Origin of the sequence: Achromobacter deleyi, from assembly GCF_013116765.2 — a bacterium.
Classification (GTDB): domain Bacteria; phylum Pseudomonadota; class Gammaproteobacteria; order Burkholderiales; family Burkholderiaceae_B; genus Achromobacter; species Achromobacter deleyi_A.
Genome location: NZ_CP074375.1, coordinates 2,357,638 through 2,371,347, shown reverse-complemented (window position 1 = coordinate 2,371,347; position 13,710 = coordinate 2,357,638). Strand labels below are relative to the sequence as shown.

General features: G+C 68.6%; 14 protein-coding genes. 12 read left to right on the top strand and 2 right to left on the bottom strand.

The annotated features are described in order from the left end of the window. The first annotated feature begins 27 nt into the window (after positions 1 to 27). The 3 genes from HLG70_RS10590 to HLG70_RS10580 all read left to right on the top strand — a co-directional run bounded on the left by HLG70_RS10590 (position 28) and on the right by HLG70_RS10580 (position 2,907). Entirely contained in the window at positions 28 to 624 is a 597-nt protein-coding gene (locus HLG70_RS10590) for a TetR/AcrR family transcriptional regulator (RefSeq protein ID WP_171661673.1), read from the top strand. A 125-nt stretch (positions 625 to 749) separates the two neighbouring features. Beyond that, positions 750 to 1,442 carry an SDR family oxidoreductase gene (locus HLG70_RS10585; RefSeq protein ID WP_171661672.1) on the top strand — a complete coding sequence of 231 codons (693 nt, stop codon included), beginning with the start codon at positions 750 to 752 and terminating at the stop codon, positions 1,440 to 1,442. Positions 1,443 to 1,461: 19 nt separating this feature from the next. Next, complete coding sequence (locus tag HLG70_RS10580; RefSeq protein ID WP_171661671.1) at positions 1,462 to 2,907, top strand: DHA2 family efflux MFS transporter permease subunit; 1,446 nt, start codon at positions 1,462 to 1,464, stop codon at positions 2,905 to 2,907. A gap of 88 nt (positions 2,908 to 2,995) precedes the next feature. On the opposite strand, the gene HLG70_RS10575 is transcribed toward HLG70_RS10580, so the two are convergent. Together HLG70_RS10575 and HLG70_RS10570 are read right to left on the bottom strand one after the other, a co-directional pair. Further along, positions 2,996 to 4,108 carry a hypothetical protein gene (locus HLG70_RS10575; RefSeq protein ID WP_171661670.1) on the bottom strand — a complete coding sequence of 371 codons (1,113 nt, stop codon included), beginning with the start codon at positions 4,106 to 4,108 and terminating at the stop codon, positions 2,996 to 2,998. Continuing rightward, a complete protein-coding gene (locus HLG70_RS10570; protein ID WP_171661669.1) occupies positions 4,101 to 4,742 on the bottom strand; it encodes a hypothetical protein in 642 nt (213 codons plus the stop codon). The genes HLG70_RS10575 and HLG70_RS10570 overlap by 8 nt, the downstream gene beginning before the upstream one ends. 172 nt (positions 4,743 to 4,914) lie before the next feature. Here HLG70_RS10570 and HLG70_RS10565 point away from each other — a divergent pair, with 172 nt between their 5' ends. The 9 genes from HLG70_RS10565 to HLG70_RS10525 all read left to right on the top strand — a co-directional run bounded on the left by HLG70_RS10565 (position 4,915) and on the right by HLG70_RS10525 (position 13,709). Continuing rightward, the gene (locus HLG70_RS10565; protein WP_234103047.1) at positions 4,915 to 6,546 is read left to right on the top strand and encodes a sensor domain-containing diguanylate cyclase; all 1,632 of its coding nucleotides are present in this window, start codon (positions 4,915 to 4,917) and stop codon (positions 6,544 to 6,546) included. A gap of 62 nt (positions 6,547 to 6,608) precedes the next feature. Further along, entirely contained in the window at positions 6,609 to 7,406 is a 798-nt protein-coding gene (locus HLG70_RS10560) for a GntR family transcriptional regulator (protein WP_171661667.1), read from the top strand. 19 nt (positions 7,407 to 7,425) lie between these two features. Next, positions 7,426 to 8,631, top strand: a complete 1,206-nt coding sequence (locus tag HLG70_RS10555) for an ABC transporter substrate-binding protein (RefSeq protein WP_171661666.1) — start codon at positions 7,426 to 7,428, stop codon at positions 8,629 to 8,631. Positions 8,632 to 8,639: 8 nt separating this feature from the next. Next, positions 8,640 to 9,512, top strand: coding sequence for a branched-chain amino acid ABC transporter permease (locus HLG70_RS10550; RefSeq protein ID WP_171661665.1), 873 nt, complete (start codon positions 8,640 to 8,642; stop codon positions 9,510 to 9,512). Positions 9,513 to 9,514: 2 nt separating this feature from the next. Further along, the gene (locus HLG70_RS10545) at positions 9,515 to 10,486 is read left to right on the top strand and encodes a branched-chain amino acid ABC transporter permease (protein ID WP_171661664.1); all 972 of its coding nucleotides are present in this window, start codon (positions 9,515 to 9,517) and stop codon (positions 10,484 to 10,486) included. Next, positions 10,479 to 11,234 carry an ABC transporter ATP-binding protein gene (locus HLG70_RS10540; RefSeq protein WP_171661663.1) on the top strand — a complete coding sequence of 252 codons (756 nt, stop codon included), beginning with the start codon at positions 10,479 to 10,481 and terminating at the stop codon, positions 11,232 to 11,234. Before HLG70_RS10545 ends, HLG70_RS10540 begins: the two co-directional genes overlap by 8 nt. Beyond that, positions 11,231 to 11,941, top strand: a complete 711-nt coding sequence (locus HLG70_RS10535) for an ABC transporter ATP-binding protein (protein WP_171661662.1) — start codon at positions 11,231 to 11,233, stop codon at positions 11,939 to 11,941. The genes HLG70_RS10540 and HLG70_RS10535 overlap by 4 nt, the downstream gene beginning before the upstream one ends. A gap of 2 nt (positions 11,942 to 11,943) precedes the next feature. Then, entirely contained in the window at positions 11,944 to 13,212 is a 1,269-nt protein-coding gene (locus tag HLG70_RS10530; protein WP_171661661.1) for a 3-isopropylmalate dehydratase large subunit, read from the top strand. Next, positions 13,209 to 13,709: a 3-isopropylmalate dehydratase gene (locus HLG70_RS10525; RefSeq protein ID WP_171661660.1), complete on the top strand. Its 501-nt coding sequence runs from the start codon at positions 13,209 to 13,211 to the stop codon at positions 13,707 to 13,709. The genes HLG70_RS10530 and HLG70_RS10525 overlap by 4 nt, the downstream gene beginning before the upstream one ends. Position 13,710 lies beyond the last annotated feature (1 nt).

Genomic DNA, 13,710 nt, shown 5'->3' with positions numbered 1-13,710 from the left:
GATCATCATATTTCAGGTGCCGCGATCATGCCCGCCTCCCGCCGCAAGGAACTGTCCCACGAACGCATCGTCGACGCCGCTTCGCGCGCGATCCGGCGCGAGGGGTACTCGGGCGTCGGCGTGGCGGACGTCATGAAGGAAGCCGGCCTGACCCACGGTGGCTTCTATGCGCATTTTCCGTCCCGCGACGCCCTGCTGGCGGCGGCGATGGATCGCGCCGGCCAGGATGGCGCCGCCCGTCTGTCGCAGGGCATGGCGCGCCGCCGCGCGGAAGGCGCCAGCCCGTTGCGCGCCTGGGTCGAGACCTATCTGGGCGAAGCCCATCTTGGGGGCTGCGAGGGCGGATGCCCGGTTTCCGCCGTGGCCTCCGAGATTCCCCGCCAGTCGCCCGAAGTGCGCGCGGTTGCCGCGAGCCGGGTGCAGCGTTTCCTGGAAGGCATCCAGAAGGTCTTGCCCGCCAGCGCCGGCGAGCACGCCGCGGTGGCGGTGACCAGCACGCTGGTCGGGGCCTTGCAGCTGGCCCGCGCGCTGGGCGACAACGCCCAGGGACACGCCGTGCTGGCGTCGGCCCGCCAGGCGATCCTGGACCAGTACGACCACGAGGGCGCCAGCCCGGCTCACTGAACGTTTTTTCCAAGGCCGTCTTGCGCGGCCTTTTTGTCGGACACAAATATGATGATCATCATATTTGTGAGTCAGGAAACCCAGGCGCATACGCCGCACAACCGTCGCACCAAGGAATACCCATCATGGAACTCAAGAACGCCGTCGTACTCATCACCGGGGCCAATCGCGGCCTGGGCCTGGCCTTTGCCCGCGAGGCGGTGGCCCGCGGAGCCCGCAAGGTCTATGCCGCCGCGCGCGACCCGTCCAGCATCACGCTGGCGGGCGTCGAGCCGGTCAGGCTGGACGTGACCAACGCCGACGACGTGGCCGCGGTCGCGGCGCTGGCCAAGGACGCGACGCTGATCATCAACAACGCAGGCATTGCGGCGCCGGGCGGCTTTCTGGCGCCCGACAGCGTTGAATCGGCGCGCCGCCATCTGGACACCAACCTGTTTGGCCCGCTGCTGATCGCGCGGGCCTTCGCGCCGGTGCTGGCCGCCAATGGCGGCGGCGCGGTGTTGAACGTGCTGTCGATCGCCAGCTGGATCAACGGTCCGCTGCTGGGCGTGTACGCCATGAGCAAGTCCGCCGCCTGGGCGCTGACCAACGGGCTGCGCCGGGAACTGGCCCCGCAGAAGACCCAGGTGCTGGGCCTGCACATGGGTTTTGTGGACACCGACCTGACCAAGGGCATCGATGCGCCGAAGTCCACGCCGGAAGCCATCGTGCGCCAGGCGTTCGACGCGCTGGAAGCCGGCGAGGAAGAGGTGCTGGCCGACGAGCAGACGCGCCAGGTCAAGCAGGGCCTGTCCGCCAGCCCGGCGGTCTATCTGTAAGTCCGCGGAGCGCGCCATCATGCATCCCACCGCTACTCCCGCCACGACGCCTCCCGCCGTTGTGCCGCCAGCCATCGCGCCGCCTGTTGCCGCGCCGGCGGCCGCCGCGTCTCCCTGGCCCGTTTTCTGGGTCGCCAGCATCGCCGTATTCCTGGTGTCGCTGGACAGCACCATGCTGTACGCGGCGTTCGGCGCGCTGCGCGAGGGCTTTCCCGAGGCCTCCGCCGCCGACATGTCGTGGGTGCTCAATGCCTATACGGTGGTGTTCGCCGCCATGTTGATCCCCTCGGGCGGCCTGGCCGACACGCACGGCCGCAAGCGCATGTTCATGGGCGGCGTGGTGCTGTTCCTGGCGGCATCGGCCGCTTGCGGGCTGGCCGGCAGCGAGGGGTGGCTGATCGCCGCCCGCGTGTTGCAGGCGGTCGGCGCGGCCTTGCTGACGCCGGCCTCCCTGTCGATCGTGCTGGCGGCGTTCCCGGCATCGCAACGCGCGGTGGCGGTCAGCCTGTGGGGCGCGGTGGGCGGCCTGGCGGCGGCCGTCGGACCCAGCCTGGGCGCGTTCGTGGTGGATGTCGCGGGCTGGCCATGGGCGTTCTATATCAACCTGCCGCTAGGCGCCTTGTCCCTGTGGTTCGGCGCCGGCCTGCTCAAGGAATCGGTCCGGCCCGAGGCAAGGCGCAGGGTGGACGGGGTGGGCATGGCGCTCCTGGTCGTGGGCGTAGGCGCGCTGGCCCTGGCCATCGTGCAGTCCGAATCGCCGGCCTGGCAGCGCAGCGAACTGATCGTCGTGGCCGCGGTAGGTGTGATTTCGATGATCGCCTTCGTGGCGTGGGCGCGCGCCACGCCGCATCCGCTGGTGGACCTGGCGCTGTTCAAGCACCGGACCTATCGCTACGTGAACCTGGCCACCTTCAGTTTCGGCATCGCGTTCGCCATGATGTTCTTCGCCTTCTTCTTCTACATGACGGGCGTGTGGCATTACAGCCTGCCGCGCGCGGGACTGGCCGTCACGCCCGGTCCGCTTCTGGTGATGCCCACGGCAATCATCACCGGCCGGCTGGCGGCGCGGATGGGGCACCGGCCGTTCCTGGTGGGCGGCGCGCTGATCTACGCGGCCAGCGGCCTGTGGTTCCTGCTGATGCCGGGCGCCGAACCGGCCTACCTGAGCGAATGGCTGCCCGGCCTGCTGCTCAGCGGAATCGGCGTGGGCATGGTGCTGCCGTCCCTGTCCGGCGCCGCGGTGAACCGGCTGCCTGCCCAGCACTATGCCGTGGGCAGCGCGGTCAACCAGGCCACGCGCCAGATCGGCGGGGTGCTGGGCGTGGCGATCACGGTGCTGCTGCTGGGGCATGGCGCGGTAAGCCACGCCGATTTCTCGCCGCTGTATATCGGGCACGTGGGCCTGGCCCTGTTGACGGCGCTGCTGTGCCTGGCGGTGGATACGCGGCCCAAGGCGCCGGCCTGACTGGCCCGGCGGCTGCGGGTCACGGGCCGCGCGTCAGGCGCAGGAAGTCAGGGTCGGAGAGGCGGGGCGGAAAGCCCGGCGTGGAGAGTCAGGAGCAGGCCTGCTCGCTCAGGTTCGCCGGATCCGTGCAGGCCTGCCACGCCGCTGGCGTCATCGCCGGCACCAGCAGCACCCGGCTCATCGGGTCGAAGTACCAGAAGATGCGGCCCGGCTTCTCATGCATGGCCTTCCAGACCAGCTCCTGGGTCTCGGGCTTGAGCGGCGCCTCGCCTCGCGGGCCGGTCAGGCCTTGGGCCAGCACCGTCTGGTTCTCCGGATCCCAGGACCCCATTTCGGCGTCCAGCGGCACTTCGTCGGAGATGCGCACGATGCGCCACTCGTTGCCCGGCACTTCGGCTGCCAGGCGCGACAGCCGGTCCCGTTCCAGGACGTACGGATGGTCTTGCCGGGAAGCGGGCTCGGCGTAGGAGTAGGGTCCGCTGCCTTCCCCCGGCATCACGAACCTGGAATGCTGGTGTACATAGCGCTGGCGCGGCTGGCCGTCGCCGCCATAGGTCTGCACCGCCACGGGGTCGCCACGGGAGGAGGTGTCGATGACCCGCAGCAGACCGCCCGCGGCGTTGCGCACGAAACGCCGGCCGAGGGCCGGATCCCTGGCATTGTCACAGCGGTCCGCGGTGAATTCGACCAGGGCGCCCTGCGCATCGCGCTTCAGGCAGTTCTGGCTCGTGATCGTGTACGTCGCGTCCGGCGCCAGCTCATATCTGGCAACGCCAGACAGCGCGCCCGCGGCGTCGTACTCCAGCGCGTAGCCGCCCGAAGGCCGGGTCGCGGGGGCGCCGCGCCTGGGTTTTTCGTAGCGTTCGACGCGGCACAGGCGGCCGTCCGGGTCGAACTGGAGCCGGGTGGGCGTGAAGGCGCCGCCGTCCACCGGGTAGGCGGACCAGTCCACCTTGTCCATCCAGGTCCGCGGCAGCAGATCGCCGGTGTCGTCCAGCCAGACGGGATCGGGGCGCGTGGCCACGCGTTCGCCATGACGGCCCAGCAGGACGCGCTCATCGCTCAAGTCGACGGACACGGGCACGGCCACAAGCGTGCCGGGCGCGGCGAAGCCGGCGTCGGCCGGTCCGCAGGCGGACAGCGCGGGGGCGGCGTGCAGGGCAGCGGCCAGCGCCGCCGCGCAGGGCAGTCGCTTAAGCATATTGCAGCGCATCCATGAACCTCACCAGATCCCAGAACTCCCTGGACACGCCGCCCAGCCGCAGCTTGCCGTCGCGCTCTTCGAAGAGCAGGAAGGGATAGGCGTCGCGGGCGAAGACGCCGGAAGCCGGCAACCGGTAGGGTTTGAAGACCTCGGGGTCGCTGAAGTGGCTCTCCAGCCGGCCGCCGCCGTCCACGTGCATGTAGCGCACGCGCAATGCGTCCTTCTGGTAGGCCGCCTGCGTGTCCGGATAGATGCCGCCGTCGCCGGCCACGACCGCGTCGGACAAGGCGCCCAGCAAAACGCGCTGGATGCCCACGAAGTGGATTTCGCCGCTGGTGCTGCCCGGTTTGGCCGCGGCCAGCTCCTTGACCAGCCCCGTCGCGCGGGACCCCGGCACCACGGTGTTGGCAAAGAGCGCGTCGACGTCCGCCTGCTTCGGGTCGGGCGACTGGCGCAGGCGCAGGAGATCCTGCTTGAAATCGCGCAGCCATTGCTGGTAGCGCTGATTCTCCGCTTGGCGGTCGAAGACCTGCGCGCCGGCCAGGCCGGGCTGGAGGGCAAGCAGGCCGGCCAGCGCCAACAGCCAGAGGCGCCGCAACCACAATGAGGTTACGAAAATTGGGGGAGTCATAGGGCTGCGATCATATCTTCCAAAATGATGCAATTTTGGTGCGGAACGTGACAAAATGTCATCCACGGCCTAGGCATGGCTGTGCCGATGAATCCCGTATTGATCAGGTTCTGAAATGCCCGCTACAGGTGATGCCACCCCAACTCCAATGCCTGGCGACGGCGCGGGCGGGATGCAGGCTGAACCCGACGGCCCCCTGGACAAGCTGGCCCGTCTGGCCAGGCGCCAGTTCGGCGTGGACATGGCGCTGGTGGCCTGCACCGACGCCGACGGCGTATGGCAGGCCCGAGCCGGGACGCCGCCAGTCAGCCCGGATTTCCCCTTTTCCGCCGAATGCCCCGTGCGCGCCGCCGATGGCCGCCAATTGGGCACATTCCGCCTGCTGCATGGCCAGGCGCGCGCTTTCAACGACGAAGACCGCCTGGCCTTGCAGGATCTGGCCAGCCTGGCGGCCATGGCCGTGGAAAAGCGCCAGGCGCTGGCGCTGGACCGGGCGGATGAAGACAGCTGGCGCGACGAGGCCCGCAAGCTGTCGCTGGCCATCGCCGGCAGCGGCACGGGCGTCTGGGACCGCAACGTGGTCACGGGCGAGATCACCTACTCGCCGGGCTGGAAGGCCTTGCTGGGCTACAGCGAAACCGAACTCTCCACCCGCATCGAAGACGCCTATACGCGCTTGCATCCGGACGACCTGGATTACGTCCGCGCCACCATGCAAGACCACTTCGACGGCAAGACCGAGAGCTACGAGGTCGAGCACCGGATCCGCTGCAAGGACGGCAGCTACAAATGGATCTGCAGCCGCGGCAAGGTCGTCAGCCGCGACGAGGCGGGCAGGGCGCTGCGCATGATGGGCACCACCACCGATATCAGCGCGGTGCGCGCCATGTCGGAACGCCTGCAGCGCACGGCGGACCTGGTCGTCAACCTGACCGACGCCGTGCCCGGCCTGGTGTTCCAGTGCCGGCCCGTGCCCGAGGGCGGGTCGTGGTTCTCATATGTCAGCGCCGGCATCTGGGACATGTTCGAGCTCACGGCCGATGACGTGCGGGCCAGCACCACCGCCATCGAACGGCGGGTCCACCCGGACGATCTGGCCGTCTATCACTCGTCCTTGAAGGCCGCGGCGGCGGCGCAGGCGCCATGGCATCTGGAGTTCCGGGTCTGCCTTCCGCTGCAAGGCGTGCGCTGGCGCCAGGGCGACGCCAGCCCGCGGCGCGATGTGGACGGCGGCGTGGTCTGGCATGGATTCGTCACCGATATTACCGATCGCAAGCGCGCCGAATTCGAACTGCGCGAGCTGGCCGCCACCGATGCCCTGACCACCTTGCCCAATCGCCGCCATTTCATGTCGCGCATCGCCGCCGAGCTTGCGCGGATCAAGGGTCACGGCAACCGCTGCGCGGCGGTGCTGATGTGCGACCTGGACCACTTCAAGCACATCAACGACACCTGGGGGCACGCGATCGGCGACGGGGTGCTGCAGCATTTTGCGAAGATGCTGCGCGCCCAGCTGCGCGAGACCGATCTGGTGGGGCGCATCGGGGGCGAAGAGTTCGCCGTCGTGCTGCCGGACACCGACATCGAACGCGCGCAGATCTTCGCCATGAACGTGCAGCGGCGCATCGCCGACACGCCATTTTCCGCGGAAGGACGGCCCATACCGCTGACGGTCAGCATCGGCATCGCCGCCATGCATACGCTGGACGCCGATGCAGAGCTGGCGCTCAGCCGCAGCGACCGCGCGCTGTATTTCGCCAAGCAGCGCGGGCGCAATCGGATCGAGTCGGTGTTTTCCCGATAGAACAACCGCCTAAGCCATTTGTTCCATTGACGGTACATTAGGACACCCCTAGAGTTCCCGTCATGGGAACCTCACTACCACTTCCGAAGTACCACCAGATCTATCTCGTCCTGCGCGAACAATTGCAGGAAGGACGCTTCGATCAGGACGGCGTACCCGGGGAGCACGCGCTGGCAAGCCAGTTCGACGTGGCCCGCATCACCATCCGCAAGGCCATGGAAATGCTGGTGGCGGACGGCCTGGTGTCGCGCCGGCCCGGCCTGGGGACCTGGCCCTTGCGCGGAACCTCCAATTCCAACAGCGCGCCGGCCGCGAACACGCAACAGAAAGCGCACCTGACCGGCCTGCTCGAGAACATCGTCAACATGGGTCTGCGCACCTCGGTGCAGGTGCTGGACAGCACGCTCGTATTCGCCCCGCCCGCGGTGGCCGAGGCGTTGCACATCGCGCCCGGCACGCCGGTGCACAAGAGCCTGCGCGTGCGCAGCACCGAGGCCGGACCGCTCTCGCATATCACCACCTATGTGCCGCAGGCCGTGGCCGATTTCACGCGCGACGACCTGGAACGCGAACCGCTGCTGATGCTGCTGGAGGCGGCCGGCGTTGAGTTCGGCGGCGCCACGCAGACCATTTCCGCGCGCCTGGCCGATGCGCAGGTGGCGCGCCACCTGGATGTCTCGGTGGGGTCGGCGCTGCTGGCGGTGACGCGGGTCGTGCGCGACGTGAACGACCGGCCGGTGCAGCTGCTGCAGGGTCTGTACCGGCCCGATCGCTATCAATACCAGTTGCAGTTGTCGCGCGTCGGCAGCATCGACGCCAAGGTCTGGGTCAGCGAAGAGCTGTCGGCCCAATTTCATTGAACCCCTCGGAGATCCCCTCATGAATTCGCGCCGCACCTTCCTCTATCAATCCGCCGCCGCGGCGGCTCTCGTGTCCGCGCCCTGGGTGGCCCGGTCCCAGGGCGCCACGCCCGTGAAGGTCGGCGTGCTGCATCCGGTGACCGGGGCGCTGGCCTATTCGGGGCAGCAATGCCGCCTGGGCGCGCTGCTGGCGATCGAGGACATCAACAAGGCCGGCGGCATCAAGTCGCTGGGCGGCGCGCCGCTGCAGGCCGTATTGGGCGACGCGCAATCGCGCCCCGAGGCGGGCTCGGCGGAAGTCGAGAAAATGAACGAGGCGGGCGTGTCGGCCATCGTGGGCGCCTACGCGTCGGCCATCTGCCTGGCCACGACGCAGACCGCGGCCAAGTACAACCTGCCGCACGTGGTGGACGTGGGCGTGGCCGACCAGATCGTCGAGCGCGGCCTGAAGAACACCTTCCGTTTCGGGCCCGGCTACCGCGCTTGCAGCGAGCGCGCCATCATCGACCTGGCGGCGCTGAACGACGCGGCCGGCAAGCCGGCCAAGACCGTGATGATCGTGCACGAGGATTCGCTCTTTGGCACCGGCACCGCGGCGCTGCTGTCCAAGTCGCTGCCGCAGCACGGCTTCGAGGTGAAGGAAGTGGTCAAGCACCCCAACCCCACCCGCGACTTCAACAACATCGTGCTGCGCATGAAGTCGGTGAACCCCGACATCGTGATCCCGGCCAACTACTACAACGAATATGCCTTGCTGCTGCGCGCCATGAAGCAGCAGAAGGTGCAGCCCAAGGCCATCTACTCGGTACTGGGGGGCGCCGCGTCCAGCTATAAATTCCTGAAGGAGTTCCCGGACATCGCCAACGGCATCATCGACTGCAACCACTGGTTCAACCCCAAGGATGCGCGCGTGGCGCCGCTGAAGGCCCGCGTGGAAGAGAAGGGCGCCTATTTCAGCTACGAGGTCTTCATGACCTATACGGCGATGCTGCTGCTGGCCGATGCGCTGGAACGCGCCAAGTCCGCCGACCGGGCGGCGATCATCGACGCGCTGGCCGCCAGCACGTTCCAGGACAACCTGATGCCCTACGGCCCCACGCGCTTCGTGAACGGCCAGAACACCGGCGCCCAGCCCTTGCTGACGCAGGTGATCGGCGGCGACATCAAGGTGATCTTCCCGGTGGACTACCGCCAGGCCGACGCCGTCTTCCCGCTTAAGGCCTGAGCAGACGCATGCTGGATCCCGCCATCCTCTTTTCCTCGGTGCTCAATGGCCTGACGACCGGCGCGGTATACGCGCTGATCGCCCTGGGCCTGACCCTGATCTACGGGGTGCTGCACATCATCAACTTCGCCCATGGGGCGGCGCTCATGGTTGCGCTCTACGCCGTCTATCTGCTCAAGGACCGGCTGGGCATCGACCCCTACGCCGCCTTGCCGCTGGTGGTGGCGGGGATGTTTGCGCTGGGCTATGCGCTGCAGCGGTTCGTGATCAACCGCGCCAGCCATGGCAAGGACGAGAACATCCTGCTGGTGACGCTGGGCCTGGCCATCGTGCTGGAAAACCTGGCGCTGGTCTGGTTCAAGTCGGACACGCGCAGCATCGACACCGCCTACACCTTGTCCACGGTCGAGATCGGGCCCGCCATGATCGCGCTGCCCAAGGTCATTGCGTTCTTCGGCGCGCTGGCGGTGGCGGCGGTGCTGTTCTGGATCATCCGCAGCACCGACCTGGGCCGCGCGATCCGGGCCGTCGCCCGCGAGAAGCAGGGCGCCAGGCTGATGGGCATCGACGTGGAGAAGGTCTACGCGCTGTCCTTTGGCATAGGCATGGCCTGCCTGGGAGCGGCCGCCTGTTTCCTGCTGCCTGCCTACTACGTGAATCCGCAGGTGGGCAGCGGCTTCGTGCTGGTCGCGTTCACCATCGTGGTGCTGGGCGGCATGGGCAGTTTCGTGGGGGCGCTGGTGGGCGGACTGCTGATCGGCGTGGTGGAGTCCATCGGGGGCCTGTTCCTGGGCGACTCGCTGGGCCAGATGGGCATTTTCGCGATCTTCATCGCGGTGCTGCTGTTTCGCCCGCAGGGGCTGTTCGGGGCGAGGGGCTGACCATGAAAAGGGATCTTTGCGCAATCGCGCTTTTTGGGGTGGCCTTGACGGCGGTTGCCGCGCTGGCCCAATCGGGCGTGCTGCTGACGTTCGTGATGATGTCGCTGTACGCGGCCCTGTTGTCGCAGGCCTGGAACATCCTGGGCGGCTACGGCGGCCAGTTGTCCTTCGGGCACGCGCTGTTCTTTGGCGTGGGCGCTTATGCGCAGGCGCTGGGCCAGTTGAATCTGGGCCTGAACCCCTGGCTGGTGCTGCCCATGGCGATCGCCCTGGGCGCGCTGGTCGGCGCGGCGGTGGGCGGGCTGACCTTCCGCTACGGGCTGAAGGGTTCGTACTTCGCGCTGGTGACGCTGGCCTTTGCCGAGGTGTTCCGCATCCTGGCGCTGTCCGCCTCGTTCACCGGAGGCGGGGTCGGGCTGATGGTGCCGCTGCAAGAGGGCGTGGCCAACATGCAGTTCGGCTCGCGCCGGGGCTACATCTACCTGCTGCTGGGCTTTGTGCTGCTGGCCCTGCTGGTCACCGCCTGGCTGCGCCATTCGCGCTTTGGCGCCTATCTGCAGGCGGTGCGCGACAACGAAGACGCCGCGCGCGCCATCGGTGTGAATCCGCTGCGCGTCAAGCTGGGCGGCATCGCGCTGTCCGCGGCGTTCATGAGCGCCGCCGGCGCCTTCTATGTGCAGGTCTTCCAATACATCGACCCGGGCATCGCGTTCGGCTCGGCCGTCTCGGTCGAGGCCCTGGTGGGCGCCATCGTCGGCGGCATGGGCACCTTGTGGGGGCCGCTGCTGGGCGCGGTGACCTTGCATGTGCTGGCCGACCTGACCCGCAACCTGTTCGGCGAGCTGCCGGGCATCAGCATGGTGATCTACGGCGTGGTGCTGATCGTGATCGTGATGTTCCTGCCGCGCGGCATCACCGGCTGCGGCCAGTCCCTGGGCCGCCTGTTTGGTTTCAAGGAGCGCGCCCGTGTCTGACTTCCTGCTGCAAGCGCGCAATCTGTCCATCACCTTCGGCGGCCTGAAGGCCGTCCAGGACGTGAGCCTGGACGTCCCGCAAGGCTCGCTGACCGCGCTGGTCGGGCCCAACGGGGCGGGCAAGACGACGCTGTTCGGGCTGCTGTCCGGGTTTCTCAAGCCCGGGGCCGGCTCCGTGCATTTCGCGGGACAGGACATCACCGGCCGCGCCCCGCATGAATCCGCGCGGCTGGGCCTGACCCGCACCTTCCAGATCGTGCAGCCGTTCGGCGCGCAGACGGTGCGCCAGAACATCGCCGTGGGCGCGCACCTGCGCCTGGCGGACCGCGAAGCGGCGCTGGCCGCGGCCGAGGCCGTGGCGGCGCGCGTCAACCTGCAGGCCTCGCTGGACAAGCCGGCGGCGGACCTGACCGTGGCGGGGCGCAAGCGCCTGGAACTGGCGCGCGCGCTGGCCACCCGGCCGCGCCTGCTGCTGCTGGACGAGGTGCTGGCCGGGCTGAATCCCAGCGAGATCGACGAAATGATCCCGGTGGTGAAAAAGCTGGTGGACGACGGAGTCACCGTATTGATGATCGAACACGTGATGCGCGCGGTGATGAGCCTGGCCGAACACGTATGGGTGCTGGCGCAAGGGCGGCTGATCGCGTCGGGCACGCCCGGCGAGGTCACGCGCGATCCCAAGGTGGTCGAGGCCTATCTGGGCCACGGCGCGGCGGCCCGGCTTGCCGCCCAGGGAGCGCGGTCATGAGCGCGCTGCTGGAGGTCAAGGGCCTGCGCGCGGGCTACGGGCGCATGGAAGTGCTGCGCGGCGTGGATCTGGAGGTCGGCGCGGGCGAGATCGTCGTGCTGCTGGGCAGCAACGGCGCGGGTAAGTCCACGCTGAACAATACGGTGTGCGGGCTGTGCCGGCCGTGGGGCGGCTCCGTGCGCTTCGAGGGCCAGGACCTGACCGGCCGCCATTACCGCCAGGTGGTGCAGGCGGGATTGATCCAGGTGCCAGAAGGCCGCCGCATCTTCCCCAACCTGAGCGTGCGCGAAAACCTGGAGCTGGGCTCCTTCGCCCGGGCGCGCGAACGCCGGGCCGCCAACCTGGACAAGGTGCTGGAGATCTTTCCGCGGCTGCGCGAGCGGCTGGCGCAGCTGGCCGGCACCATGTCCGGCGGCGAGCAGCAGATGCTGGCGATCGGCCGGGGCCTGATGGCCGAACCGCGGCTGCTGATCCTGGACGAGCCCTCGCTGGGCCTGTCGCCGCTGATGGTCGAGGAATTGTTCGGCCTGATCCAGCGGCTGCACGGCGACGGGCTCGCCATCCTGCTGGTGGAACAGAACGTGGGGCTCTCCCTGGAAACGGGGCAGCGCGCCTATGTGCTGGAAAACGGTGCGGTGCGCCATAGCGGCGCCTGCGCGGAACTGCTGGCCAGCGACGACGTGCGTCGCGCCTATCTTGGAATGTAGCGATGGCCCAGCCTCAAACCCTGGCTCAGAAGCTGATCGCGGCGGCCTGCGGGCGCCCTGCGGTGGCCGAGGGCGAAATCGTGACCTGCGCGGTGGACCTGGCGATGTTCCACGATTCCAGCGGCCCGCGGCGTCTGCAGCCCATGCTGGAAGAACTGGGCGCCACGCTGTGGGACCGCTCCAAGGTGGTGCTTGTCATCGACCACTATGTTCCGGAATCCGACGACGAATCGCGCCGCATCGTGCGCATCGCGCGCGACTGGGCCGCCGGGCAGCAACTGCCCAACGTGTATGACTCCGTCGGCATCTGCCACGTGGTCGTGCCGCAGCACGGCCACATCCGGCCCGGCATGTTCTGCGTGGGCGGCGATTCGCATTCGCCCACCGGCGGGGCGTTCGGCGCCTATATGTTCGGAATCGGCAGCACCGAGATGCTGGGCGTGGCGGTCACCGGCCAGATCTGGGTCAAGGTGCCCAGGACGCTGATGATGCGCTGGAGCGGCCGTCTGGGCGGCGGCGTCACCGCCAAGGACATGATGCTGCACATGATCGGCCGTTACGGCATGAACGGCGGGCGCTATCAGGCCGTGGAATTCTGCGGCGAAGCCGTGCGCGCGCTGTCCATGCAGGAACGCATGACGCTGTCGAACATGAGCGCCGAGCTGGGCTCGCAGGTCGGCCTGATCGCGCCGGACGAGACCACCGCCGCCTACCTGCGCGAGGCGGGCGTGGCGGCGGAGCTGGATCTGGCGCGCTGGCAAAGCGATCCGGGCGCGGACGCGGAATGGCACGATTTCGATGCCGCCGCGCTGGCGCCCCAGGTCGCCGCGCCGCACAGCCCCGCCAACGCGCGCGACGTGGACCAGTACAAGGATGTGCCGGTGCAGGTGGCGTATATCGGCGCCTGCACCGGCGCCAAGCTGGAAGATCTGCGCGCCGCGGCCAGCGTACTGCGCGGACGCCGCCTGGCCGACGGCATGCGGCTGATGGTGGCGCCGGCCAGCCGGCAGGACCAGGAACAGGCCGAGCAGGAAGGCGCCATGCGCGTGCTGCGCGAGGCCGGGGCGGATGTCCTGCCCACGTCCTGCGGCGCTTGCGCGGGCTACGGCGGGTCCATTCCGGACGGCGCCAGCGTCATCTCCACCACCGCGCGCAACTTCAAGGGGCGCATGGGCTCCGAGACCGCGCAGGTCTACCTGGCTTCGCCCTACACGGTCGCGGCGTCGGCCGTGGCCGGCCGCATCGCAGATCCCCGGGAGTTCATGGCATGACGGATCGCACGACTACGCACCGCGTCTGGCGGGTGGGCGCCGACATCGACACCGACGCGCTGGCCCCGGGCGCCTATATGAAATTCGGCATCGACGAGATCGCGCGCCATTGCCTGCAACGGGTGCGGCCCGAGTTCGCGGCCCAGGTTCGGCCGGGCGACGTGCTGGTGGCGGGGCCGAACTTCGGCATCGGCTCGTCGCGCGAACAGGCCGCGGCAGCCCTGGTCCGCCTGGGCGTGGCCGCGGTGATCGCGCCGTCCTTCAACGGCCTGTATTTCCGCAACGCGTTCAATGTGGGCCTGCTGCTGCTGACCTGCGAACAGGCCGAGACCCTGGCCGAAGGCGAACGCATCGCGCTGGATCCGGCCGCGGGGCGCATCGACCGCGCCGGCGCCGTCCCTGCCGAATTGCACTGCGAGACCGTGCCCGCCTTTCTTCTGGAAATGGTGCAGGCCGGCGGACTGCTGAATCTGCTGAAACAGCGTCAAACCTCTTAGG

Excerpts from the sequence above, each read along its gene's own strand:
- HLG70_RS10590 (WP_171661673.1), top strand. The coding sequence starts at position 28 with ATGCCCGCCTCCCGCCGCAAGGAACTGTCCCACGAACGCATCGTCGAC.
- HLG70_RS10585 (WP_171661672.1), top strand. The coding sequence starts at position 750 with ATGGAACTCAAGAACGCCGTCGTACTCATCACCGGGGCCAATCGCGGC.
- HLG70_RS10580 (WP_171661671.1), top strand. The coding sequence starts at position 1,462 with ATGCATCCCACCGCTACTCCCGCCACGACGCCTCCCGCCGTTGTGCCG.
- HLG70_RS10575 (WP_171661670.1), bottom strand. The coding sequence starts at position 4,108 with ATGCTTAAGCGACTGCCCTGCGCGGCGGCGCTGGCCGCTGCCCTGCAC.
- HLG70_RS10570 (WP_171661669.1), bottom strand. The coding sequence starts at position 4,742 with ATGACTCCCCCAATTTTCGTAACCTCATTGTGGTTGCGGCGCCTCTGG.
- HLG70_RS10565 (WP_234103047.1), top strand. The coding sequence starts at position 4,915 with ATGCAGGCTGAACCCGACGGCCCCCTGGACAAGCTGGCCCGTCTGGCC.
- HLG70_RS10560 (WP_171661667.1), top strand. The coding sequence starts at position 6,609 with ATGGGAACCTCACTACCACTTCCGAAGTACCACCAGATCTATCTCGTC.
- HLG70_RS10555 (WP_171661666.1), top strand. The coding sequence starts at position 7,426 with ATGAATTCGCGCCGCACCTTCCTCTATCAATCCGCCGCCGCGGCGGCT.
- HLG70_RS10550 (WP_171661665.1), top strand. The coding sequence starts at position 8,640 with ATGCTGGATCCCGCCATCCTCTTTTCCTCGGTGCTCAATGGCCTGACG.
- HLG70_RS10545 (WP_171661664.1), top strand. The coding sequence starts at position 9,515 with ATGAAAAGGGATCTTTGCGCAATCGCGCTTTTTGGGGTGGCCTTGACG.
- HLG70_RS10535 (WP_171661662.1), top strand. The coding sequence starts at position 11,231 with ATGAGCGCGCTGCTGGAGGTCAAGGGCCTGCGCGCGGGCTACGGGCGC.
- HLG70_RS10530 (WP_171661661.1), top strand. The coding sequence starts at position 11,944 with ATGGCCCAGCCTCAAACCCTGGCTCAGAAGCTGATCGCGGCGGCCTGC.
- HLG70_RS10525 (WP_171661660.1), top strand. The coding sequence starts at position 13,209 with ATGACGGATCGCACGACTACGCACCGCGTCTGGCGGGTGGGCGCCGAC.